Origin of the sequence: Campylobacter concisus (genome assembly GCF_002913545.1) — a bacterium.
Classification (GTDB): domain Bacteria; phylum Campylobacterota; class Campylobacteria; order Campylobacterales; family Campylobacteraceae; genus Campylobacter_A; species Campylobacter_A concisus_AV.
Genome location: NZ_PPBR01000031.1, coordinates 23,509 through 47,091, shown reverse-complemented (window position 1 = coordinate 47,091; position 23,583 = coordinate 23,509). Strand labels below are relative to the sequence as shown.

Annotated in this window: 26 protein-coding genes; 11 read left to right on the top strand and 15 right to left on the bottom strand. The window is 40.6% G+C overall.

From position 1 onward, the window contains the following. Window positions 1-37: 37 nt before the first annotated feature. From CYP05_RS01905 to CYP05_RS01890, 4 genes are all read right to left on the bottom strand, one after another. A complete protein-coding gene (locus CYP05_RS01905) occupies window positions 38-349 on the bottom strand; it encodes a hypothetical protein (protein WP_103641829.1) in 312 nt (103 codons plus the stop codon). Between the two features lie 111 nt (window positions 350-460). Beyond that, window positions 461-1,234 (bottom strand): ABC transporter ATP-binding protein, encoded by a 774-nt coding sequence (locus CYP05_RS01900; protein ID WP_012001386.1) that lies wholly within the window; start codon window positions 1,232-1,234, stop codon window positions 461-463. After that, window positions 1,234-2,241 (bottom strand): FecCD family ABC transporter permease, encoded by a 1,008-nt coding sequence (locus tag CYP05_RS01895; RefSeq protein ID WP_103641828.1) that lies wholly within the window; start codon window positions 2,239-2,241, stop codon window positions 1,234-1,236. Before CYP05_RS01895 ends, CYP05_RS01900 begins: the two co-directional genes overlap by 1 nt. 3 nt (window positions 2,242-2,244) lie before the next feature. Then, window positions 2,245-3,300, bottom strand: a complete 1,056-nt coding sequence (locus tag CYP05_RS01890) for an ABC transporter substrate-binding protein (protein WP_103641827.1) — start codon at window positions 3,298-3,300, stop codon at window positions 2,245-2,247. A gap of 175 nt (window positions 3,301-3,475) precedes the next feature. On the opposite strand from CYP05_RS01890, the gene CYP05_RS01885 reads away from it, so the two are divergent. Both CYP05_RS01885 and CYP05_RS01880 read left to right on the top strand, forming a co-directional pair. Further along, window positions 3,476-5,707, top strand: a complete 2,232-nt coding sequence (locus tag CYP05_RS01885) for a nitric-oxide reductase large subunit (protein WP_103641826.1) — start codon at window positions 3,476-3,478, stop codon at window positions 5,705-5,707. Between the two features lie 71 nt (window positions 5,708-5,778). Further along, a complete protein-coding gene (locus tag CYP05_RS01880) occupies window positions 5,779-6,333 on the top strand; it encodes a DUF1523 family protein (RefSeq protein ID WP_103641825.1) in 555 nt (184 codons plus the stop codon). A 13-nt stretch (window positions 6,334-6,346) separates the two neighbouring features. On the opposite strand, the gene ybeY is transcribed toward CYP05_RS01880, so the two are convergent. Next, complete coding sequence (ybeY, locus tag CYP05_RS01875; protein ID WP_103585628.1) at window positions 6,347-6,784, bottom strand: rRNA maturation RNase YbeY; 438 nt, start codon at window positions 6,782-6,784, stop codon at window positions 6,347-6,349. Window positions 6,785-6,808: 24 nt separating this feature from the next. Here ybeY and queC point away from each other — a divergent pair, with 24 nt between their 5' ends. Next, window positions 6,809-7,507, top strand: coding sequence for a 7-cyano-7-deazaguanine synthase QueC (gene queC, locus CYP05_RS01870; RefSeq protein WP_107969206.1), 699 nt, complete (start codon window positions 6,809-6,811; stop codon window positions 7,505-7,507). A gap of 56 nt (window positions 7,508-7,563) precedes the next feature. Here the strand turns inward: queC and CYP05_RS01865 are convergent, their stop codons facing one another. Continuing rightward, entirely contained in the window at window positions 7,564-8,208 is a 645-nt protein-coding gene (locus CYP05_RS01865) for a flagellar biosynthesis protein (protein ID WP_103641823.1), read from the bottom strand. A gap of 220 nt (window positions 8,209-8,428) precedes the next feature. Here CYP05_RS01865 and hcp point away from each other — a divergent pair, with 220 nt between their 5' ends. Continuing rightward, window positions 8,429-9,757, top strand: a complete 1,329-nt coding sequence (gene hcp, locus CYP05_RS01860) for a hydroxylamine reductase (protein WP_021087657.1) — start codon at window positions 8,429-8,431, stop codon at window positions 9,755-9,757. Between the two features lie 33 nt (window positions 9,758-9,790). On the opposite strand, the gene CYP05_RS01855 is transcribed toward hcp, so the two are convergent. The 5 genes from CYP05_RS01855 to mobB are packed head-to-tail and all read right to left on the bottom strand — an operon-like array spanning window position 9,791 to window position 14,267. Then, window positions 9,791-10,768: a hypothetical protein gene (locus CYP05_RS01855; RefSeq protein ID WP_009294591.1), complete on the bottom strand. Its 978-nt coding sequence runs from the start codon at window positions 10,766-10,768 to the stop codon at window positions 9,791-9,793. Next, complete coding sequence (metG, locus tag CYP05_RS01850) at window positions 10,769-12,691, bottom strand: methionine--tRNA ligase (protein WP_103641822.1); 1,923 nt, start codon at window positions 12,689-12,691, stop codon at window positions 10,769-10,771. Between the two features lie 15 nt (window positions 12,692-12,706). Continuing rightward, window positions 12,707-12,925, bottom strand: a complete 219-nt coding sequence (locus CYP05_RS01845) for a hypothetical protein (RefSeq protein ID WP_002940116.1) — start codon at window positions 12,923-12,925, stop codon at window positions 12,707-12,709. Further along, a complete protein-coding gene (locus CYP05_RS01840; RefSeq protein ID WP_103641821.1) occupies window positions 12,925-13,788 on the bottom strand; it encodes a class 1 fructose-bisphosphatase in 864 nt (287 codons plus the stop codon). The genes CYP05_RS01845 and CYP05_RS01840 overlap by 1 nt, the downstream gene beginning before the upstream one ends. Beyond that, window positions 13,788-14,267, bottom strand: a complete 480-nt coding sequence (mobB, locus tag CYP05_RS01835) for a molybdopterin-guanine dinucleotide biosynthesis protein B (protein ID WP_021092954.1) — start codon at window positions 14,265-14,267, stop codon at window positions 13,788-13,790. The genes CYP05_RS01840 and mobB overlap by 1 nt, the downstream gene beginning before the upstream one ends. Window positions 14,268-14,388: 121 nt before the next feature. Between mobB and CYP05_RS01830 the strand changes: the two genes are divergently transcribed. Then, a complete protein-coding gene (locus CYP05_RS01830; protein ID WP_103641820.1) occupies window positions 14,389-14,868 on the top strand; it encodes a hypothetical protein in 480 nt (159 codons plus the stop codon). Here the strand turns inward: CYP05_RS01830 and CYP05_RS01825 are convergent. From CYP05_RS01825 to gltX, 3 genes are read right to left on the bottom strand one after another with little or no spacing between them, the layout of a single operon-like run. Next, window positions 14,789-16,426, bottom strand: coding sequence for a lytic transglycosylase domain-containing protein (locus CYP05_RS01825; protein WP_103641819.1), 1,638 nt, complete (start codon window positions 16,424-16,426; stop codon window positions 14,789-14,791). The genes CYP05_RS01830 and CYP05_RS01825 overlap by 80 nt on opposite strands. Further along, window positions 16,404-16,697: a YggT family protein gene (locus CYP05_RS01820; RefSeq protein WP_021084756.1), complete on the bottom strand. Its 294-nt coding sequence runs from the start codon at window positions 16,695-16,697 to the stop codon at window positions 16,404-16,406. The genes CYP05_RS01825 and CYP05_RS01820 overlap by 23 nt, the downstream gene beginning before the upstream one ends. A gap of 8 nt (window positions 16,698-16,705) precedes the next feature. Then, window positions 16,706-18,001 (bottom strand): glutamate--tRNA ligase, encoded by a 1,296-nt coding sequence (gene gltX, locus CYP05_RS01815; protein ID WP_103558577.1) that lies wholly within the window; start codon window positions 17,999-18,001, stop codon window positions 16,706-16,708. Between the two features lie 146 nt (window positions 18,002-18,147). Between gltX and mscL the strand changes: the two genes are divergently transcribed. From mscL to CYP05_RS01785, 6 genes are all read left to right on the top strand, one after another. Continuing rightward, window positions 18,148-18,555 carry a large-conductance mechanosensitive channel protein MscL gene (mscL, locus tag CYP05_RS01810; protein ID WP_103641818.1) on the top strand — a complete coding sequence of 136 codons (408 nt, stop codon included), beginning with the start codon at window positions 18,148-18,150 and terminating at the stop codon, window positions 18,553-18,555. Window positions 18,556-18,653: 98 nt separating this feature from the next. After that, window positions 18,654-19,292 (top strand): Crp/Fnr family transcriptional regulator, encoded by a 639-nt coding sequence (locus CYP05_RS01805; RefSeq protein WP_103597354.1) that lies wholly within the window; start codon window positions 18,654-18,656, stop codon window positions 19,290-19,292. 120 nt (window positions 19,293-19,412) lie between these two features. Continuing rightward, window positions 19,413-19,985 (top strand): cytochrome c3 family protein, encoded by a 573-nt coding sequence (locus tag CYP05_RS01800; protein WP_009294580.1) that lies wholly within the window; start codon window positions 19,413-19,415, stop codon window positions 19,983-19,985. 9 nt (window positions 19,986-19,994) lie between these two features. After that, window positions 19,995-21,365 (top strand): multiheme c-type cytochrome, encoded by a 1,371-nt coding sequence (locus CYP05_RS01795; RefSeq protein WP_103641817.1) that lies wholly within the window; start codon window positions 19,995-19,997, stop codon window positions 21,363-21,365. 228 nt (window positions 21,366-21,593) lie between these two features. Further along, window positions 21,594-22,679, top strand: coding sequence for an MBL fold metallo-hydrolase (locus CYP05_RS01790; protein ID WP_103641816.1), 1,086 nt, complete (start codon window positions 21,594-21,596; stop codon window positions 22,677-22,679). Window positions 22,680-22,723: 44 nt separating this feature from the next. Then, window positions 22,724-23,011 carry a hypothetical protein gene (locus tag CYP05_RS01785; protein WP_103641815.1) on the top strand — a complete coding sequence of 96 codons (288 nt, stop codon included), beginning with the start codon at window positions 22,724-22,726 and terminating at the stop codon, window positions 23,009-23,011. Between the two features lie 14 nt (window positions 23,012-23,025). Here CYP05_RS01785 and CYP05_RS09880 read toward each other — a convergent pair whose 3' ends face one another. Further along, window positions 23,026-23,169, bottom strand: a complete 144-nt coding sequence (locus tag CYP05_RS09880) for a hypothetical protein (protein ID WP_181001149.1) — start codon at window positions 23,167-23,169, stop codon at window positions 23,026-23,028. Between the last annotated feature and the right edge of the window lie 414 nt (window positions 23,170-23,583).

The window sequence follows — 23,583 nt, the reverse complement described above, 5'->3', positions numbered from 1 at the left end:
TTACATGAAAATTTGATATGGCGAGATTTTTTATCGCTCACTCCCAAACTCCCATGTTATCGCCAATTATATTGCTATCACCCTCTTTTTGACTAATCCAAACCCACTCTTTGACATTTTTAGTTATCCACTCGTTTTTAATGGCGTGTTTATAAACAAATAGACCCAAATTTGCCAAGTCATTTTCATTACCTTTTGCGTGAAAGGTATTTTTGTCAATCCTAATCAAATTACATTGTTCGGCGAGTCTGTCCAAATACTCGTAAATTACGTCTAGCTTATATTTTTTCTCTCTTAAAACCTTTTCTTCATCGATCACGATCTTTGTGCCTAGTAGCGGGTAAGCCATAGTTATCCTTTCAAATTTATTTTGCATTTTAGCATTTATGGTTAGTAAATTTAAGTAGAAATTTTTAGATAAAACGAGTGATCTGCCCTTAAAAATTAAGAGCAGATAAATTTATAGTGGATAAGTGAGGCAGCAGTTTCTTTTTACTTCGTCGATGTAGCTCACGTTTAAATTTAGTCCGTAAAGCTTGCTTAAATTTTCGCTTCTAATGATCTCATCAACCGTGCCAAATCCAACCTCGCCATCACCCTTAACAAGTGCCACATATCCGCCAAGAAGCACGGCAAAGTCAGGGTTGTGAGTGGTTAGCACGACCGAGTAGCCAAGCTCTTTTAGCCACTTGACGGTGCGTAGGAATTTATACTGGTTGCCAAAATCAAGCGCGCTCGTTGGCTCGTCAAATATGATCATCTTTGGCTGCGCAGCCATCGCGCGAGCGATCATACACATCTGCTTTTGACCGCCACTCATCTGCGTGATAAAGCGATCCTCAAGATACTCGATCTCAAGCTTTTTAGTGTAAATTCTAGCGATCTCTTCGTCCTCTTTGCTAGGTCTTGCAAAGATACCAAGGTGTGCCGCGCGACCCATCGTGATAAACTCAAGTCCGGTGTAGTCATACTCAGTAACCTCGCTTTGAGCCACGTACGCCATGATCTTAGCGCGCTCTTTGTTGCTTAGGCTATCTACGTTTTTGCCATCAAGAAAGATCTCTCCTGAAACTGGCTTTAGCGAGCCGCTTATCAAGCCTAAAGTTGTTGATTTGCCAGCTCCATTTCGACCAAGTATGGTTAAAATCTCACCTGCGCCTATCTTTAAATTTACATTTTCTAGTTTGCCAGCCCCATTTGGGTAGCTAAAGTTTAAATTTCTAACTTCAAGCATCATGCAACCTTTTTATTTCGCCATAAAACCCAGACGAAAAATACCGTGCCGATAAAGCCAGTAAGTACGCCAAGAGGCACTTCACTCACGCTTATGCTGCGCGCTAGAGTATCGACAAAAAGCAAAAATATCGCACCCATAAATATGCTTGCAGGCATGCTTTTTATGTTATTTGCACCAACTAGCATGCGCGCTAAGTGAGGCATGAGAAGTCCCACCCAAGCGACTATGCCGCTTATGCAGACGCTGCACGCTGTAAGAAGCGTAGCGCAGATGATGATGACAGCGCGCTCGAATGAGACATTTACGCCAAGTCTTGCCGCACTCTCGTCGCCAAGAGAGAGCAAATTTATACGCCAGCTCATGGCGATTAGCAAAATGGCGCAGATGATCATCACTGGGGCGATGTATTTTAAGTTGTCACTATCAAGCTTTGCAAGGCTACCAAGCTGCCAATAAACAATGTCAGGTAGCTTCGTCTCAGGGTCGGCGACATACTTTAAAAAGCCGATCACTGAGCCCATGAGGCCACTTACGATGATACCAGAAAGAACTAGCATAAGCGTGCTCGTGCGTCCCATCATCTTTGGTATGGCTAGCGTGATAGCAACGGCTGCTAGGCCAAAGCCAAAGGCAAAAGCCTGCACCCAAAATAGCGATAGATCAAAGATGATAGCAGTGGCTGCTCCCACGCAAGCGCCCGCTGAAACGCCAAGAAGATCAGGGCTAACTAGCTGGTTTTTAAAGACGCCTTGATAAGCAGCACCACTCACGCTAAGAGCGGCTCCAACAAGGATAGCTGCGATGATGCGAGGGATGCGTAAATTTTCTATCACGTTTGTGATGTTACTAGCTGCGCCCTCTCCTAGACCAATGCTATGAGCTAGCACGCTAAATACATCACCAAATGAAATGTAAAATCTGCCAACGCAAAGTGCGACAAAGGCGCAAAGAAGCGTTAGTAGAGCCAAAAAGATAACAACTATTGAAAAATTTGCGTTTTTCATATCTTACTTGCTGCTACCGTCTGGATTTAGACCTTTTAAGATATAGCCGTACTCTGTATCGCTAAGATCGTGATTTAAAAACTCTTTATAAAACTCTTTTGTTTTTACTTTCATATCGACATCTTTAAATAGATCTGGTTGGATAGTCTTTGCTGCCCATAAAATTTGAAGTGCACTCTCTGCACCATATCTATCCCAGCCAAAAACGCCTTTTGGGTTGCCATAAACTTTGCCGTTTTTAACAGCGTTTGAGCCTGAATATGCAGGATTTTCTTTGATAGCTTTTATTTGCTCGTCTGTATCAGCGCCGCCAACGATGATGATATCAGGATTTGCATTGATGAGTTCTTCAGCTGTTAGCTCGATCATAGAGCCCTCTTTTGAGACTGCGTTTTTGCCGCCAGCTAAATTTATCCAAGTGTTTATGATAGTTTTTGTGCCATCAACTTTTAGCAAATTCGCTCCGCCAAGCAAGTGAAGTACCTTTGGGCGTTTAGCATCAGGGATGCTCTTTGTTCTATCAGTTGCAAATTTAGTGTTATCTTGGATATTTTTTGTAAGTTTATCAGCCATAGCTCTAGCCTTGTCAGTGCCTATAACTTCAGCTGTTGCGTAGATGCTTTTCTCCATATCTGGGTAATCTCTAAAGATCAAATTCACAGCGCTAAAGCCATTTTTCATAAGCTCATCTTGATAGTTTTTGCTTGAGACTACGATGACATCAGGAGCAAGTTTAACTAGCTCTTCGATCTGAAGGTCTTTGCCATCAAGTGCGGCTGGGAGGGTTTTAAGCCTTGGATAGACAAGAGCAAACCATTTGTTTTTCTTGATCTGATCGGTTGTAGCTATAACTTTATCCATGCCGCCAAGCGCTAGGATGATCTCGTTGTTTGCGTGCCAAAGAGCAGCGATCTTCTCAACTTTTTCAGGCACGCCAACTTTGACGCCTTGCATATCTGTTATGCTTCTAGCAGAGTCAGCCGCATTTAGGCTAAGAGCCATAAAAAGTGAAGCAACAAGGCTAAATTTAGCTATTTTTTGTATGAAATTTGCTTTCATAAAGTCTCCTTTATTTTTGAAATATAGTTTGATATATTAATAGTATTTAGATTAATTTTGTGTAAATTTTGCGAAAATTTAATAAGATAGAAATTATCTTTTTATTGATATATGTCATTAATCACTATTTTGAAATGAGATAAACTTTCTCCTAAATTTTAAAAAAGGAGAATTGATGCGTGAATACAAAAGATACTGGCTCGCACTTGTTGCTGTGCTGGTGGTTTGCTTTAGTATTTTAGGCTACTACGGCGTTGAGGTTTATAGAAATTCGCCTCCAGTTGTAAATTTCACTGACGAAAATGGCAAGGTCGTGATCGACAAAGAGAGCATCTACAAAGGTCAAGAGGCTTGGCAAAGCATAGGCGGTATGCAAGTTGGCTCTGTTTGGGGGCACGGGGCATATCAAGCGCCTGATTGGAGTGCGGACTGGCTTCACAAAGAGCTAGTTGCCTTTTTAGAGATCAAAGCTGATGAAATTTATCATCTAAAATACGCCGATCTAAACGACGAGCAAAAGGCAAATTTAAAGGTTTTGCTTAAAAAAGAGTATAGAGAAAATAGCGTAAAGGACGATAAATTTGTGCTAAGTGCTGATAGGCTAAAGGCGATAAGTCAAGTAGCTAGCGAGTATGCCGCTCTTTTTGGAGATGATCCTAAATTTAAAGAGATAAGAGAAGCTTATGCTATGAAAGAAAACACGCTCCCAGGTGCAAGTGACAGGGCTGATCTAAACAACTTCTTCTTCTGGTCAGCCTGGGCGACAGCGACAAACAGACCTGTTAGCGAGGCAACTTACACAAACAACTGGCCGCACGAACCACTAATCGATAACGTGCCAACAAGTGAGAATATCTTTTGGTCGATTGCAAGCGTCGTGATACTTCTAACTGGCGTTGGCTTGCTTGTTTGGTTTAGCTCGTTTTACGGCAAAAAAGATGACGAAAAGCTTGAGCCTATCAGTGAAGATCCGCTTAAAAGGCTAAATTTAACACCGTCACAAAAGGCGCTTAAAAAGTATCTCTTTGTCACGCTAGCTCTATTTGTGTTTCAAATTTTAATAGGCGGCTTTACAGCTCACTACACAGTCGAAGGACAAGAATTTTATGGCATAAATTTATCAGCCTACATCCCTTATTCGCTTGCTAGAACGTGGCATATACAAGCTAGTATCTTCTGGATAGCGACTGGATTTTTAGCAGCTGGTCTATTTTTAGCTCCGATCATAAATGGAGGCAAGGATCCAAAATTTCAAAAGCTTGGTGTTGATCTGCTCTTTTACGCGCTACTTATCCTTGTAGTTGGCAGTTTTGTGGGTGAGTATCTAGCTATCGCAAACATCATGCCTATAAATTTAAGCTTCTGGCTTGGACATCAAGGCTATGAATATATCGATCTTGGACGTGTTTGGCAGATCATTTTGTTTGTCGGTCTTGTCATCTGGATGCTTCTGCTTCTTCGTGGATTTGCAGGTGGGTTTAAAAACAAAGGCGATAAAAATTTACTTGCTATCTTTGCTATGTCAGCGGTTGCGGTTGGATTATTTTACGGAGCAGGACTATTTTATGGTCAAAGAAGTCCGTTGCCAGTGATGGAGTACTGGCGCTGGTGGGTCGTGCATCTTTGGGTTGAGGGCTTTTTTGAGGTATTTGCGACGGCTTCACTCGCCTTTGTTTTTGTCTCACTGGGTCTTGTCTCAAAAAGATTTGCGACATTTCAAACGCTTGCAAGTGCGTCACTCTTTATGATAGGCGGCATCCCAGGCACATTTCACCACCTCTACTTTGCAGGCACTACAACGCCTATAATGGCTATTGGCGCTAGCTTTTCAGCGCTTGAGGTCGTGCCTTTAGTCTTGCTTGGAGCTGAGGCGTATGAGCACTACAGACTTCAGTTTGCTCAAAGCTGGGCTAAAACGCTTAAATGGCCACTTTACTGCTTCATCGCAGTTGCCTTTTGGAATATGCTAGGCGCTGGCGTCTTTGGATTTTTGATAAATCCTCCGATTTCGCTATTTTACATCCAAGGGTTAAATACAACGCCAGTTCACGGACACGCAGCGCTATTTGGCGTTTATGGATTTTTGGCGCTTGGCTTTGTCTGGCTCGTGGCTACTTATCTATATAAAGGGCAAGAATTTGATGAAAATTTGATGAAAGTTGGCTTTTGGGGCTTAAATGCAGGACTTATGCTAATGATCGTGCTTTCACTGCTTCCAATAGGCATCTATCAGGCATTTGCAAGCCTAGATCAAGGTATGTGGTATGCTAGAAGCGCTGAGCTTTTACAGCAGTCACACTTGCAAAATTTAAGATGGCTAAGGATGCTTGGCGATACGATCTTGATAATCGGTGGCATCTGCTTCTTTGCTCAGCTTTTAAAATTTATGCTTAACAAAAAGGCTTAAATTTATAGGGGCGCTTTGCCCCTTTGTTTAAGCTATCTTTTCATAAAATAGCGCAAATTTAAAGGATAGAAATGATCAAATTTATAAAAAGAATTTGCGTTAGTTTTGTCGTGCTTTTGCACCTGTTTTTGGCTCTTGTGGTTGATTATTCATTCCCTCACTACGCAAGCGTGCAGATAACTGGCGGTGACGTAAAACGCATGGACAAAGATGGCATCATAGACGCTAAAAACCCAGCCGATGGGCCTGTAAGAGATGTCTATTTTATATACGCAAAAGATGCGCAAAATGACCAAAAGGTGATGGCTTATAGAAACGAAGATACGGCGTGGGGCTTTCCATTTTATTTTAAATTTAACTCAGCCGACATCCAAGCCAAGGCTCAAGGCTTTGCAAACAGCGATAACAACGTTACTATCAAATACTACGGATATAGAATTTCTATGCTAAATGAGTTTAGAAACGTGATCTCGATAAAAGATAGCGGCACAAGTACCAGCTGGCCTATCGCTAGCTACGTGCTTTACTTCATCTTATTTATCTCGCTTGTTATCTGGATAAGAAAGATAAATAAGGCTTTTGCGCCAAAGGCTGAAAATTTAGAGACGAAAAAAGAGGCTGTATAAATCAGGGGCTTTATCAGCCCTTTTTGTTTATAAGATCAATTAGCCTAACGTCCTCACTTCTTACGATTAGGCTCTTTGGCAAGTTAAATTTAGCTATCACTTCGCACTCTTTCTCCCTCATCTGCCCGTCATCCTTTTCGTGATCATATCCCAAGATATGTAGCAAGCCATGTGTGAAAAGTAGCGCAGTTTCGGCCTCTTCGCTGTGATTTAGCTCAGCTGCTTTTTCTTTTACCATGTCTTTGTTTATGACTATTGAGCCAAGTGGGGCGTGGATGACAAGCTCAAGAGGGAAGCTAAGAACGTCGGTGGTTTTGTCTATGCCACGCTCAGATCTATTTAGCTCTCTCATCTCATCTTTATTGATAAAGAGAAGCTCAACTTCTCCGGGCGTTAGATATGAGCAAATTTGATCTAAAATTTCTGGATAACTCTCTTCGCAAAGTATCATTTTTGGCTTGTCCTTAGTAAATTTTTGTATAATTTTAGCAAATTTAAAGGGCAAAATATGAAAAAAGCAGTTTGTATAATGAGCGGCGGCATGGATAGCACGCTTTGCGCTGTGATGGCAAAGAGGGCTGGATATGATGTGGTCGCACTTCATTTTGACTATAACCAAAGGACTATGAAGCGAGAAAAGCGCGCGTTTGACGAGATCTGTGAGCGACTGGGCGTTGTTAAAAAGATAAATTTAGACGTTAGCTTCATCGCTCAAATAGGCGGAAATTCGCTAACTGATACTAGTATGCAGATAAGAAAAGATGGCGTTAGCAAGGATGTGCCAAACACTTACGTGCCGTTTAGAAATGGCGTATTTATCTCAATCGCCGCAGCACTTGCTGAAAAAGAGGGGGCGCAGGCGATCTACATAGGCGTGGTCGAGGAGGATAGCTCTGGGTATCCTGACTGCAAAGAGAGCTTTATAAAAAGCATAAATGAGGCGATAAATTTAGGCACGTCGGCTGAGTTTTCTTGCGAGATCGTCACACCGCTTGTAAATTTAAGCAAGGCTGATATCGTCTCAAAGTCGCTTGAGCTTGGCTCACCAATAGAGCTTACATGGAGCTGCTACGAGAGTGAGGATGAGGCGTGCGGGCTTTGTGATAGCTGCAGGCTAAGGCTAAATGGCTTTAAAAAAGCAAACGCCGTTGATAAGATCCCTTACAAAAAGTGAAATTTGGCTTGAAATTTAAAAGCTAGCCACTATAAATTTAGTAGCTAGCCTAAAATTTACTCTAAATTTAGCTCACTTATCTGTTTTGCAAGCTTCTCTTTGTACTCGCTCAAAGAGCTTTTGATGATATTTGCATAGTCATTTTGATTTACTAAAAGATACTCCTCTTTGCGTTTTACAACCGTGCTTAGCTCCTTGTCATTTACGCTTAAAGTGGTGCTTATATCGGCATTTAGACCAACTTTTACCGCTCCAAGCGTTAAGTAAGTCCAAAGTTTTTCTATCTTTGCATTGACGCTTATCGTATTCTTGTCTATTTCATTTTCATTTTTTATGACCTGGTAGCCGTTGCTTCTAAAGGCGTCCTCGATACGCGCCCTTACTACGCTAGTTGTCCTTTGCTTATTTTCTAAAATGACGTTCCATAGCCCCTTGCCATAGCTGTTTCTAGTTCTGCCGATGTATTTTTGCTTCTCTTTTGCGCTAACTTCATTTACATTGTGCTTGTATAAAGATGGAGTGCTTGCTTGTTTTGGGTCGTTTTCAAAGGCTCTCACATCCTTGACGCTTTCGATGTAAATTTTTGTCTTTTTGCTAATGCTTGAAGGCGCTTGCTCATCTGGCAAACTCACAAATATCCCCTTTGGAGCGCAGCCACAAAGCATAAAGGCGGCAAATACCACTAGTAATAAATTTTTCATTTTCATCCTTTTAAATAAATTTCAAATGTAAATCGTTGTTTTGTAAATTTTTTTAACTCTTTGTGACAAATTTCAAATTTATATTTTGATATCCATAATCATAAAATCTTAAATTTAACAACTAAAATTTAAATTTAACTTTTCTTGACTGCTATCAACCAAAATGGCTAGCCACCTAGGATAAAATCCGCTTAAATTTTTAAATTCACAAGGAGAAAAGATGAAAGATATGAAGATGTTTTGCCATCAGTGCGAGATGAGCGCTGAGGATGGATGCGGTGCAAAGGGCCAGCCTATGGGCACCTGTGGCAAGAGCGACACGCTAGCGCTTTTGCAAGATACGATGGTTTTTGGCTTAAAAGGTCTTAGTGCATACCGCCACCACGCACACGAGCTTGGCGCTGATACTAGCAACGTCGACCGCGTTATGGCTGATACGCTTTATTTTACGCTTACTAACTCAAATTTCAACTTCGACGAGCACATCAAACAGCTTCTTGAAGTAGGCGGTGCTGGCGTTGAGGTAATGAACCTACTAAGCGAGGCTCACACGGCTAAATTTGGCATCCCAACACCAGTTAGAGTGAGCCAAAACAAGGTTGAGGGCAAGGCGATTTTGGTAAGTGGTCACAACTTACACGCCCTAAAAGCGCTACTTGAGGCGACAAAAGACAAAGGCATCAACATCTACACTCACTCAGAGATGCTACCAGCTCACGGATACCCAGAACTACGCAAGTATAGCCACCTAAAAGGCAACGTCGGCAAGGCGTGGTTTGACCAAACTAAGCTATTTAACGAATTTAAAGGCGCGATACTAATGACAACAAACTGCATCGTGCCACTACGCTCAAACTGCACATACGCTGACAGGCTATTTGGCTACTCGATCGCAGGCACAAACGGCGTAAAACATATCGAAAACGACGACTTTACACCACTTATCGAGTGCGCTTTAGCTTGCGGCGACGTTAGCGGCTTTGATAGCGACGAGAGCCTAGTAACTGGCGGCCACTACAAGACTATCCTAACTTTAGCCCCACAAATTTTAGACGCGATAAACACTGGCAAGATTCGCAGATTTTTCGTGATCGCTGGCTGTGACGCGCCTGGCAAAGGACGTGAGTATTATAGAGAGCTAGCTGCTAGCCTTCCAAAAGACTGCGTGATACTTACTTCAAGCTGCGGTAAATTTAGATTTAACGATATCGACTTTGGCAACGTCCCAGGCACCGAGTTACCACGCTACATCGACCTTGGCCAGTGCAACGACAGCAACGGTGCGGTTAAGATAGCCCTTGCACTAAGCGAGGCAACAGGCATCGCAGTAAATGACTTGCCAGTTTCTATCGTGCTAATGTGGATGGAGCAAAAAGCGGTCATCATCTTGCTAGCGCTATTTAGCCTTGGTATCAAAAACATCAACGTAGGACCAAGCTTGCCTAAATTTTTCAATGAAGAGATCATAAATTTCTTAGTGGATAAATTTAACGTTAGACCAATTAGCGGCGACGCACAAGCTGATCTAAAATACTTTTTAGGTGAGTAAAAAACTGCCAGGGCTTAGGCTCTGGCTCTAAATTTAAAAGAGTCCGCCTTGCTCTTTGCTTTGACTAAGGCTGTCAAGTAGTTCTTCTTTTTTGCAAAGCACAAGGGCGTAGACGAAATTTTGTAGCTTCTTTATCTCGTCTAAATTTTCATAAAAAATGGCGTTTTCAACCTTTAGCGTGCTATCTTTTGGCAGGCAAAATTTAAGCTCGCTCTCACTGAAATTTCGCCTTAGAAATATACTTTCAGTCAAAAATAGTTCCTCGTCTTCTTCAGCTATCACCGCTCTAAAACTGCTGCCAAAGCCAACTGGCTTAAAGTCTTTGTCGATAAAGACTGGGTCAAAGTGCGATGAAATCCTGCTCTCTGTCACTTTAAAGCCGATATTGTTTTTCTTAAGATAGCCAAGAAGTCCGCAAAACATACCAGCAAAAACTCTAGGGATTGATAAATTTTGATAGTATTTGTCATCGTAAATGAGCGTTGTAAAAAAGATCGAGCTTGGGTTTAGCACGCTTATGTTTGTGTCAGTCCAGGCTGTCTCGTAAAGTAGCGAGAGCCTTTGAAGTATCCTTGTATCGTCGCTAAAAAATGTGTCAAACAAATTTGCATGGAAAATTTTATAAAAAAGCTCGGTTAAATTTTCAGGTATGACGTGGGCGTTTTTTTCGAGGTGCGACTTCTCTAAAAGCGCTTTTATGAAGGGATTGACCGCGCAAAATTTGATATTTTTGTGGATCGCCTCAAAGCGCATGAGCTTGATGATAGCCGTTTGCAGGCTTGCCACCTTGATAAAGGCTATCTCATCGTCGCTTGGTGTGATCTCTTCTTCGCTAATGATAGCGTAGGCACCTTGCTTTATCGCAGGTGCGATCTGATCGCTTTGCGTGGCGATGAGAGCGTAGCCTCGTTTTATATTTTTAGCCTCAAACGCGAAGCTAGTCACGCTTGAGATGCTTGGGTTGTTTAAAATTTGCCCATTTATTATGTGGGTTAAATTTTCTATCGTCATTTAGCCAACGATCGCGCCGTTTTTGACCTTGCCCTGCGTGCCAAGAAGCGTTAGCGAGCCGTCTGATGCGCTTAGGATCATGCCTTGTGAGACATATTTTTTCATCATCGTTCGCTCTTTTAAATTTGCTAAAACGCAAACTTGCTTGCCCACAAGCGAGCTAGGCTCGTAGTATTTGGCGATGCCTGATAAAATTTGACGTGGCTGCTCCTCGCCAAGATCTATCTTAAATTTAAGCAGCTTCTCACTGCCCTCAACTCTCTCACACTCGAGCACTTCGCCTACTTTTATCACGATCTTGGCAAAGTCATCAATGCTAATGATATCTTCTTCTTTTTTCTCCTCTTTTGGCTCAGCTTTTGCCTCTACTTTTGGCTCTTTTGCCTCGCCCATTAGCTCTTTTTCTATCCTTGGGAAGAGTGGCTCAGTAGCTTTTGCCACAAAATTTGAAATTTCATTTTTTAAGACAAGGCTCTCATAAGAAGCCGTATCTATGCTAAAGCCAAGCGTGTCAGCTATCTTAGCGCAAGTTTTTGGCATAGCTGGGCTAAGCAGTATCGCCACTTTTGCAAGTAAATTTGCGCAAAGTGCCACGAGTGCGTTTGCCTCGTCACTTTTGCCAGCTTTTACAAGTGACCATGGCTCATACTTCGCAACGGCTGCGTTTGCAAGCGTTACGACCTTCCAAAGATCCTCTAAATAGCGGTTTGTAGCTAAATTTTCTAAATTTTTTATCGCCTCATCAAGATAGCCCTTCGCCTCATCAAGCTCGGCTTTGTGGAATTTGATCACATCTTTTGAGTCGATCTTGTAGTCGCTATACTTTGCACTCATGCCCACAATTCGGCTTAGCAGGTTGCCAAGTCCGTTGCCAAGCTCTGAGTTTATGCGTTCGATCAAGGCTTTTTGGCTGTAGTCGCCATCTTGTCCAAAAGGCACCTCTCTAAGCAAAAAGTATCTGAAATTTTCAAGTCCATAAGCGTTTGCGACCTCTCTTGGGTTTATGACGTTGCCCTTGCTTTTGCTCATCTTTTCGCCATCTATCGTCCACCAGCCGTGCGCTGCGACGTGTTTTGGTAGTGGCAAGCCAAGGCTCATCAAAAATGCCGGCCAATAAACCGCGTGAAAGCGCAAAATGTCCTTGCCAACGATGTGCGTCGTATGCGGCCAAAAGTCCATTCTAGCGTTATCTCTTGAGTATCCTAGTGTTGTTAGGTAGTTTATGAGCGCGTCAAGCCAGACGTACATAACGTGTTTGTCGTCGTTTGCGCTCTTTGGTAGCTTTATGCCCCAGTCAAAGCTCGTTCTTGTGACTGAGAGGTCTTTTAGTCCGCCTTTTACAAAGCTTACGACCTCGTTTTTCTTGCCCTTTGGGATGACGCAAAGCTCGTCATTTTCGTACCATTTTAAAAGCGCGTCTTCATATTTTGAAAGTTTGAAAAAGTAGCTCTCTTCTTTAACTAAAGATGTCACGCGGCCGCAGTCTGGACAGCGGTTGTCCTCTAGCAGGTCTCTTTGGTTAAAAAATGTCTCGCAGCTAACACAGTAAAAGCCCTCGTATTCGCCCTTGTAGATATCGCCGTTTGCTTGCATCTTTTCAAAGACATTTTGCACGGTTTGCTTGTGCTCTTCGTCGGTTGTCCTTATAAAATGGTCGTAGCTTATCTCAAATTCATCCCAAAGCGATCTAAATTTCGCGCTGATCTCATCAGCGTATTCTTTTGGAGTTTTGCCTCTAGCGCGAGCTGCTTGCTCGATCTTTTGACCATGCTCGTCTGTGCCAGTCATGAAGTAGGTCTCTTTGCCTTGCAAGCGGTTAAATCTAGCTAGCGTATCAGCGATGATAGTCGTGTAGGCGTGACCGATGTGTGGCACGTCATTTACGTAATAAATCGGAGTGGTTATATAAGCTTTTTCTTTCATATTTTTCCTTTAAATTTAAAAATCAAATCCGCCGTCACTGCCGGTGTTGCCTTTTGACATCGAGTTGTAGCAGCTATTTACATACTCTATCCTAGTCTCGCAGTCAAAAAATGCCTCGCAGTTAAAACAGCTTTTGCGCCCTTTTTGCTCTTGGCACTCTTGCATGATTTTAGCCTTTTGTTTTAGGGCTAGCTCAAATGCGTCAAGTGGCTCGTTTGCTTGTGCTTCTTGCATTATTTTTGCTCGTAAAATTTATGCAAAAGAGAAATTTCATCACGTGAGCCAAAGAAGCATGGCGTAGTTTGGTGGATTTTTTCTATTTTTATATCAAAAAGTGTTTGGTTTTTGCCGTTTGAGGTTGCGCCCTTTGCGTTTTCATATATAAAGGCAAATGGCAACACCTCAAAGACAACCCTTAGCTTGCCATTTGGATGATCGCTCGTTGCTGGGTAGCTAAAAAGACCGCCGCCTTTTAGTAAAATTTGATGCAAATCGCTCACCATCGCACCTGAGTATCTTAGCCTGTAGCCCTCGTTAAATAGCTCGTTTATGAAATTTCTATGCGTTTGACTCCAGCCTTTTTGCGTAGCTCCCGTGGCGTTTAGCTTGCCTTTTTCTTTTAGCTCAAGCTCTTTTACAAATTTAAACTCGCCATCTTTGCCAAGTCTATAAAATTTAGGCAAAGCGCCCTTTTTCTCGGCAATTACTAGCTCAAGTCTTGGACCATAGATGCTGTAAGCTGCGGCTATTAAATTTTCTGGTTTTACCTCGTCTTCGTATATGCCAAAGATCGAGCCAACGGCGAAATTTACATCAACTAAGCTTGAGCCATCGAGTGGATCGTAAGCGATGATAAATTTAGCGTTTTTATTTATCTCAAGCGCGTCCTCTTTCTCTTCGCTAATTAGCGCTTTTACGCATGAAAGCTGCTTAAATTTAGCCGTGATGATCTCATCACTTTTAACATCAAGCTTTAGCTGGGTGTCGCCAGTTGCATTTTCGTGAGTTGTGTAGCCAAGATCGGCGTATTTTATGACCTCGCTTATCTCTTTTGCGATATCTTTAATGGTGTTAAAAATTTGGTTTAGTTCTTGCATTATACAGCCTTTGCATTTTTTATTATCCACGCACAAATGGCGTCTATATCGTCTAAATTTAGATTTGTGATCTCGTAGGGGATCTGCTTTTTATAAGTGGCGATCGCATCTGAAAAGCTAAGATAAGCTTCATCGATCTCACCTCTAAAGACGCTTAGTCTTGGCAGTGGCAGTGTCTTTAGCCCCTCGACTAAGAGCATGTCAAACTCGCCGATCATCCTTATGACCTCGTCTATGCCTTGCGAGCTTTGCGAAAAATAAGTCGTTCTAGTCGGACTCATCACAACTACGTCAGCTCCTGCCTGAGAAAATTTAAAGCTATCCTTGCCTTCAACGTCAAATTTGGCTTTGTCGCCTGGGTCGTGCTTGACTACAACGACCTTTAGCCCATCATCTATAAATTTTTTTGCGACTTTTAAGATAAGCGTCGTTTTTCCGCTATTTGAAGGGCCAGAAAAAGCAATGGCAAGTCTTTTCATAAGAGCCTTTTTCGTTAAAATTTCTTGCGATTATAGCTCATATTGGCTTTAAAATTTATGAGTGAAATTTAAAAAATAAAATGCTAAAATGCGAGAAAATTTAATATTTTAAGAGTTTTTTATGAGAAAATTTACACTATTTTTTATATTTATTTTGATGATATTTGGTTGCGCTAGCGAAAAAGTGATCGTGCATGAGCCACTAAAAAATGAGCTTTTAGCCTACACAAGCAAGAGCGAGATCATTGATGGCACCGATAGAACGCTTATAATCGCAACCTATCTAAATCCAATATACAACTCAAATTTAGACGAGAGCAAAGAGCACTTTTTAGTAGCGATAAACCCAAAAGAGCATGCACAAATTTTGAGCAACATAAAGGTAAATGGCGACTCAAATGCCACAAATGCAAGGCTGCTTGATGAAAGTGACGAGATGCTTAAATTTGCTGGATTTTCTATGCCTTGGGCGGTTTATTATGAAGTGACCGCACCAAGTAAGCAAAGTGACGATCTCGCGCTTAGTTTCGAAATTTATCAGTCAAAGCCGGTTTTGTTAAATTTTCGAAAAGTTGCGAAATCTTTATACTGGAACCATTAAGCGCCATATAGATCACGTAGTTTGCAAGCACCTTCTTGCCGTAGTTTCTAGTCTCTGCCACAGGGACTAGCTCGATTGATAAAAACGGCTCAAATTTACCCTCTTTAAACATATCATCTCTTGTGATGACTTTTTTGGTAAAACCGATACCGCCGTTATACGCGTAGGCCGTAAATAGCGGATGATAGAGAAATTTATCAAGGTAGTTTAGGTGGTGATTTGCAAATTTAAAGGCAATATCTGTTTTAAAAAGATCGTCTTGGTCAAAATTTGGAATTTTTAGCTCTTTTTTGCCGATCGCATTTGCAAGAAATGGCATAAACTGCATCATACCAAGGGCGTATGAGGTAGAAACGACGCTTGGGATAAAGAGGCTCTCTTGTCTTGCAAGTGCGTAGATCATTGACTTTCGCTCAGTGCTGATGCCCTCAAGCTCAGGCGAGTTTGGCATCAAAAAGTACTGCTTCTCCCAGCCATGCGCCTTTTGCATGAAGTATGCGTATGCGCCGATGCTCTCGTTTGTGTAAAATCTCATCGCAAATTCGCTTGCTTGTGTGGCATTCATATCCTTTGCAAGGGCAGCGGTTTTGTTCCATAAAAATGGATCGCTCACATCAAAATTTTCGATATTTTGCTTGCTAGGTCTTGGCACGATCACCTCAAGTGGCTCGCCACCGACCAAATCTCTTGCGTAAAGTGAGTAGATATTTGCATCTTTGCTAGCACTTAGCTCTTTTAAAAAGTTCTCATCGCCGCTTAGCTCATACTGCCAAAATGTGGCATTATCCCTTTGCCAAGCCCTATCAAAGGTGTTTTTAGCTCTTGTGAAAAAACCAAATGCAACGTCATTTTGACCAAGCAAGATGGCGTTTAGACCAAGTGTAAATGCGTCGCTTTTTTCAGTGACTGCAGGATCTATGCTAAGTAAATTTCTTCTAAAGCTTTCATATTTTTTATTAAACACGACGTCGTTTAATAAATTTGTAAAGCCCTTTTGCATGTAGAGCTTGTTCATAAAATTTGCTTCAAAATTTACGCTAAAAAGGGCATTTTTACTTTGCGGATTTGAAGCATTAAAAAGCTCTAAAAAGCTCTTTGCATCGTTTGCATTTGCAAAGCTAAGAGCCGGGTTTGGCTCGTTTAAAGTGCGTAAAATTCTAGCTTTTTCTGGATTTGTATGTGCAAGATTTGCCGCTAAAATTTCACGAGTTTTGCCATCAAGTTTTAGAGAAAAGCTCATCGTTGTTAGTAAATTTTGGCAAGCCAAGCTAGCAGTTGTGATGTTGCTTGCGCTTATGCCAGGGCACTTGCTAGGGGCTGCTTTGGGAGGTAAAATTTTATTGATTGATTTTTGAACTAAGCCACTTTTTCTAAAAACGTCGCGTGAAAGCTCGGCTATCTGCTCTTTTGTGTAGCTGCCCTCGTTTATAAGGCGGTTTATATAGTAGTCTTTTGCAAGGCTTTTTGGCTCGTTTTTTAGCTCCTCGTAGGTGTAAATTTTAGCTAAAAGAGCAACGCAGGCTAAAGAGAGGATACTAAAGTGACGCAGCAAAAACAAATAAAAGCCTTATTAAAAATTGATCTATGAGTTGAAGTGCTAAAAGCACGATGAGTGGGGCAAAGTCTATGCCGTTAAATTCTGTTTTGATGTAGCGTCTGATGAAGCTATAAACAGGATCAGTCAGCCTATAAAGTAGCTGCACGACTGGCGAGCTAGGATCAGGCTTAACCCAGCTAATGAGAGCCGCTGCGATGACGATCCACGTATAGACCGTGATGATAAGGTGCAAAATGTTTGCGACCGCTGAAAATAGGGTAGAAAGTATCATTTTTGCTCCTAGATTAAAATTTTGCCTAGATCATCTTTGATGAGCGGATAGAGCTCGCTTAGCTCAGGGCCGTGAAGGTCGTTTGTAAGCAGCGCACGTAGCGGCATGAAAAAGTTTTTACCTTTTAAATTTGTAGCGCTCATAAGCTCTTTTTTAAACTCATCAAATGTTTCGCACGGTTTTAAATTACGAGCTGCTTTTTTGATGATCTCAAATTCATTTTTGTACTCATCTGGAGCTATTTTAGGTGAGTAAATAGCCTCTACTTTTGCCTTTATCTCAGGCACTAGTGAGCTTTCTTGAGTATAAAATTTAACTAGCTCAACCTTGCTATCATCCACGCCAAATATCTCTTTTATGCGCTCTTTTGAAGCAAGTTTGATGTGCTCTCTATTTATCTGCTCAAGTTTTTTCACGTCAAATCTAGCAGGTGAGCGTGAAATTTTGGTTATATCAAACCACTTTACCGCATCTTCGATGGTAAAAATTTCAGTTGGAGTTTTGTTGCCAAGAAGTATCAAGTAGTTTGCGATCGCCTCAGGTAAAAATCCCTGCTCAAAGAGCCATTTGACGCTTGATTCGTTCTCGCGTTTGCTCATTTTTTTACCCTCTATATTTAAAAGGATAGGTAAATGCGCGTAGTTCATCTTGCCAGTGTAGCCAAGACCCTCGCGTATGAGGTCTTGCTTTGGTGTGTTGCTCACGTGATCCTCGCCACGTATGACAAAGGTCACGCCCTCAAGCATATCATCAACTGCGCAGGCGAAGTTATATGTTGGAGTCTTGTCCGCTCTCATGATGACAAAGCTATCAACAGCGTCTGGCTCGAAGCTTAGCTCGCCTTTTATCGCGTCTGTAAAGCTCATTGTGCGTGTTGGTTTTTTCATGCGGATGACAAATGGCTTTTCGCAGTTTAAAACTTCAGCGTCGCTTAGCCTCTCGCAGGTGCCGTCATATCTATATGCCACGCCTTGCTCTTTTGCCTTTTGTTTTTTTGCCTCAAGCTCTTCTTCAGTGCAAAAGCAAGCAAAGGCCTTTTTATCTATGAGAAGCTTTGATGCAAGCTGTCTGTGGAATTTTAAATTTTCACTTTGGATGTAAATTTGCTCTGGTTTTATGCCAAATTTGCTCAAAATTTCTAAGATATCTTTCTCTTTTCCCTCGATATTTCGCTCTTTGTCGGTATCTTCTATGCGTAAAATAAAGCCACTTTTATCTTGCAAAGAACAAATATAGTTAAAAATAGCAGCACGTAAATTTCCTATGTGCATATCTCCTGTTGGAGAGGGTGCAAAACGATACATAAGCTCATTCCTTACGTTAAATTTGAAGTTTGGATTATAACACTAGCTTGATAAATTTAAAGTTATGTAATTTTAAATTTTTAGGCCAAGCAAAGCATATTTTTTATAAAATCCGCACGAAAATTTAACTATTTATAGGAGAAAGAATGAGTTTTATCAGCGAATTTAAAGAATTTGCGATGCGCGGAAATGTCATAGATATGGCAGTTGGTGTTGTTATCGGTGGGGCATTTGGAAAGATCGTTTCATCGCTAGTTGGTGATATTATCATGCCAGTTGTCGGTGTTATAACAGGCGGTGTAAATTTCACTGATCTTAAGCTAACACTAAAAGAAGCAGTTGATAGTGCGCCTGCTGTTACGATAAACTATGGCTCATTTATACAAACAATGGTTGATTTTTTAATCATTGCGTTTTGTATTTTTTGCGTCATCAAAGCTTTAAATACACTTAAAAATAAACTACCAAAAGAAGAAGAGACAGCTCCTGCAGAGCCTGAAACTCCAGCTGATATAGCACTTCTGACTGAGATCAGAGATCTTCTTAAAAAATAAATTCTTCAATCAAAGGGAGAAAGCTCCCTTTGAAATCCGTTAAATTTTGTCCTATTTTTTATGCTAAAATGCTTTTTCATCTTAAAAGCGAGTGAAACATGATAGAACAAATCCCATTTTTTCAAGGTCTTAGCGCCGATGACCTAGCCAAACTTGAAGCCATAAGTGTTGTTAAAAAATATAAAAAAGGCGAGTTTTTATTTATAGAGGGCGAGGAGCCAAAGTGGCTTACATTTTTGATAACTGGCTCGGTTAAACTTTATAAAACTACGGCAAATGGTAAAGAAATTTTTATCCATCAGCTTGCACCTATGAATTTTGTAGCTGAAGTTGTAAATTTTGAAAATATCCCTTATCCAGCGAGCGCCATTTTTACTATCTCTGGCGAGGTTTTAAAGATAAATTATGAAAAATTTGAAGCACAATTTTTAACAAAGCCAGAAATTTGTATGAAATTTCTAAAATCAATGGCTCAAAAGATAAGAATAACTACAAATTTACTCCACCAGGAACTAATACTTAGCTCCGAAGAGAAGGTGGCTAGATTTATTTTAAATCACGAAGATCTATTTAATGAACTAAAGCATACAAAAATTTCATCGATACTCAATATGACTCCAGAAACTTTTTCGAGAATTTTAAATAAATTTAAAACAAATGGTTTGGTCAAACTTGATGAGAAGAACCAAATTTTGGAAAAAAATGTAGGTGGGCTACAAGAAATTTATTCTTATTGAAAGTTAATATCAAATAAATATTTTCATTTACTTAAAGAAAAAATTTATATTTTTTTAGATAACATTCACTTAAAATTTTCGTAAAAATTTACGATATATTGATAAATTCAGGAGGAAAATTTGGCTGAAGTTAAGAAGAAATTTTTTGTTTGGTCATCTGTGATAATAGGCATCGTAATCGGCCTTATCGCTTCTATGGGCATAGCTGATGCACTTCATGCTACTGGTAGCGGCTACATCTGTACCATTTGTCACACGATGGATCCTATGAATGCTGCATATCATGAAGATGTACACGGCGGCAATAACAAGCTTGGCATAAAAGCTGAATGTTCAGCCTGTCACCTAAACCATACAAGTGCCTATACCTATGTACTTACAAAACTTAAAGTATCGATAAATGATGGCTATAAGACATTTTTTACAGATACAGACAAGATCGACTGGCGTAAAAAACGTGAGCATGCATCTCACTTTGTCTATGATAGTGGATGTTTGACTTGCCACTCAAATTTAAAAAATGTTATTCAAGCTGGTAAATCATTCTTGCCACATAGAGATTATTTCGTTCTTGGAAATCCTAATAAGAAATCATGTGTTGACTGCCACGAGCATGTTGGTCACAAGAATTTAGGACTACAAATCGATAAATTTGAAGCAATTAAAAAACAAGAAAACAATAAAACCAAGTAAGGAGGAGAGATGTTTAAAAAGTCGCTAATGTTATTAGCCTGTCTAATGTCTTTTGGCTTTGCCGCAAACATGGATGCAAATAAATCTGACGCTTTAAACCTTAATGTTGTAAAAAACATTAAAGTTGCTCACAAAATGTCAGACTTATCAAAAAGCTGTGTTGAGTGCCACGCTAAAGAGACACCCGGCATAGTTGCCGATTGGAAAAATAGTCGCCACGCTCACGTTGGCGTAAGTTGTATGGATTGTCACTCTGTAAATGCAGATAATCCTATGGCTTCAGTTAAGGTGCATCCAAAAGATTCTAACAACCATGTTTCAATGCTAGTTAGCCCAAAAACTTGTGCTAAGTGCCACGAAAACGAAGTTGATGAACTAGTAAAGAGCGGTCACGCAAGAGCTGCTATGCAAATGTATGCTAATCCTGCAATGGTGAAACTAATGTATCACTATGAGGGAGCAGATCATCCTGACTTTAAAATGGCTCCAGATGCCACTGGTTGTTCTCAGTGCCACGGAACCGTCATCAAACTAGACGCTGATCACAAACCTACAAAAGAGACTTGGCCAAACTATGGTATAGGCAATGTTTATCCAGATGGTGGCGTAGGTAACTGTAAATCATGCCACAGCGCGCACACATTTAGCGTAGCTGAAGCTAGAAAACCAGCTGCTTGTGCATCTTGCCACCTTGGACCTGATCACCCAGATATTGAGATCTTTAACAACTCAATGCACGGACATATCTATAACAGTGAAGCTCACAAATGGAACTTTGATGCTGCTCCTGATACATGGGATGTACCAGACTTTAGAGCTCCAACTTGTGCAGCTTGCCACATGAGTGGTGTTGGTGAAACAACAACAACTCACAACGTTTCAAGAAGACTAAAATGGAACCTATGGGGCATCAGCAGTAAGCTAAGAACAGCTGGTGATGAACAAGCTGCTGCTATTTACGAAAAAACTGGCAAACTAAACATAGGAACACCTCTAGCAGGTCACCCAAGTGGCGATCCTGAAAAAGCACGTGCTGAGATGAAACTAGTTTGTAAAGCTTGCCACTCTACAACTCACACAGATAACTTCTTCATTATGGGTGATAAACAAGTAGAGCTTTATAACGTTTATAGCGCTGAAGCAACTAAGATGCTTGAAGAGTTGAAAGCTAAAAACCTACTACTAGAAGATGCTTGGTCAGATGAATTCCAAGATGTCTATTATCATATGTGGCACCATGAAGGTCGTCGTATGAGACAAGGCGCTCTAATGGGTGGCCCTGACTACTCACACTGGCATGGTGTATTCGAAGTTAAAAACGATATAAGAAAACTTCGTGAGATCTATAAACAAAGAATTGAGACTGGTAAAGTTAAATAATTCTTTATAAAGGTGGGAATTTTCCCACCTTTTTATTTTTAAATTCTAAAATTTTATCTTTTAGTTATTATCCTAAAGTAAATATCTTTTAACAATTATTTTTGTAAATTTAAATCATAAAATCATACGGCTTAGCACTACAAATTGTTCTAAATAATTAATAAAATTTATAATGTAAATTTAAAAATATAAAATATAATCCAACCTTTAAATTTAAAAAGGTTATTGATGGAAATTTTTATAGTCATAGTTTTATTTATCGCTTCAGTTTTTGCTTTTATGAAATTTGCCCCTGTTTTTGGTGGTAGACCAGATGCCAAGAGCCAAAAGCTGATAGAGGCTTCGCCAAATTTTAATGGCAAAGTTTTTATAAATTTAGAGCCGACAATTGATATGGTAAAGAAAAGTCCGCAAGCGTCTATGTTAAATTACGTCCCTCAAGCGCTCTTTCCACCAAAAGGCAAGCTACCAAAGTGCCCTTTGCCAAATTTAAAATTTGACGCAAACACCCTCAAAAATGGCGAGTTTATCTGGCTTGGGCACGTTAGCCTAATCTGCAAGCTTGATGGCAAAATCATCATCACAGACCCCGTTTTGCACCGAGCATTCCCTCTCCCACTTGGCGGCAAGCCCTTTGCCTACGAGCACGCCATCACCGCTAGCAACTACCCAGAGGTGATCGACGTCGCCCTCATCTCGCACGATCACTACGATCATCTTGACTATAAAACAATCCTTGAGCTAAAGGGTAGGATAGCCAAATTTCTAGTGCCACTTGGCGTCAAGGCTCACCTCGTAAAATGGGGCGTAGATGAAGGCAAAATTTACGAGTTTGACTGGTTTAACGAGCAAAAAATAGGAAATTTAAACTTCACTTTTTGCCCTTCAAGGCACTTTAGCGGGCGCACATTTAAAAGAAATACCACGCTTTGGGGCGGTTGGGCGGTAGAGAAGGCAGACTTTAGCTTTTATTTTAGCGGTGATGGCGGATACGGCAAGCATTTTAAGATGATAAATGAGAAATTTGGCGGATTTGATCTAGTTTTTATAGAAAATGGCGCTTACGGCGATGGCTGGCCTTACGTGCATATGAAGCCAGAGGAGTCAGCGCAAGCACTAAAAGATCTTGGCACAAGGCTTGGCGTGCCGGTGCATTGGGGCAAATTTGATCTTTCTTATCACACTTGGGATGAGCCGATCAAGCGCTTTGAAAAGGCAGCTACAAAACTTGAGCTAAACTACGCAACACCGATGATCGGAGAGGTTTTTACCGCACAAAATCCACCTAGAAAAAAATGGTGGGATGAAATTTAGGAATAAAATTTGCTCTAAATTTTAAAATCCAAAAGGAAGTGCAGATGAAAATTTCTGAAAATTTATCAAATTTAAAAAATGCCATCGACAAGGCAGCAAAAAACGACCTTGATGCGAGCGCGACTGGGAGCTTTTTGCAAAATTTAGAAAAAGCGAACAAAGAGACAGAAAAGATCTACGAAAAGCTTGAAAAAGAGATAAAAAGCGATGCGCAGATGTTTAAGCAGTTTGACTTCATGCAGATGATGACAAAGCTTCAATACGGCAACCTAAAATCAAGCGAGCGTGAAGAGCTGATAAATAAAATGAGCAAAATCGCCAAGGAAATTTAGCCGTTAGCGTGGCTTTACGGCAAGCTAAATTTGGCTGTTTTGCGTAAATTTGTGTGGTTTTTGCTGAGTAAATTTGCTAGAAAATGTAAATTTACTCGCTTAGCAACTGTTAATATTCTTGCATTTGCCGCATCTTTTGTTAAATACCTGTTGCACACTAGGTATGCAAGACAGCATCGGTATATCACATGCGCAAAATTCAAGCAAATTTCTCAAATGCTTTTATTAAGCTAGTCAATAAATAAAGGCAAATTTTAAAATTTCATGAGTGAGTAATTTCGGCTCTAAAATTTGAGCTAAGCTATAAGCGAAGCCAAATTTTAGTAGTCAATTCTTAGGGGTGAGTGAAAGTTTTAAAATTTGCAAAGACAGCTTTATTAAATTTGTAAATTTCTTTTTATTCAAAAAGGGAGACAAGGGGACTTGAATTACGAAGCCGTCCCCTTATCCCCCTTTTAAAATCCCCTAAACCCCTCGCACGTTCAAAGTGCATGCGATAGCGCTTTGCGCCGCATGCGTTTTAAAACTCGGATAAATTTTAAAATTTCATGAACGAGTAATTTCGGCTCTAA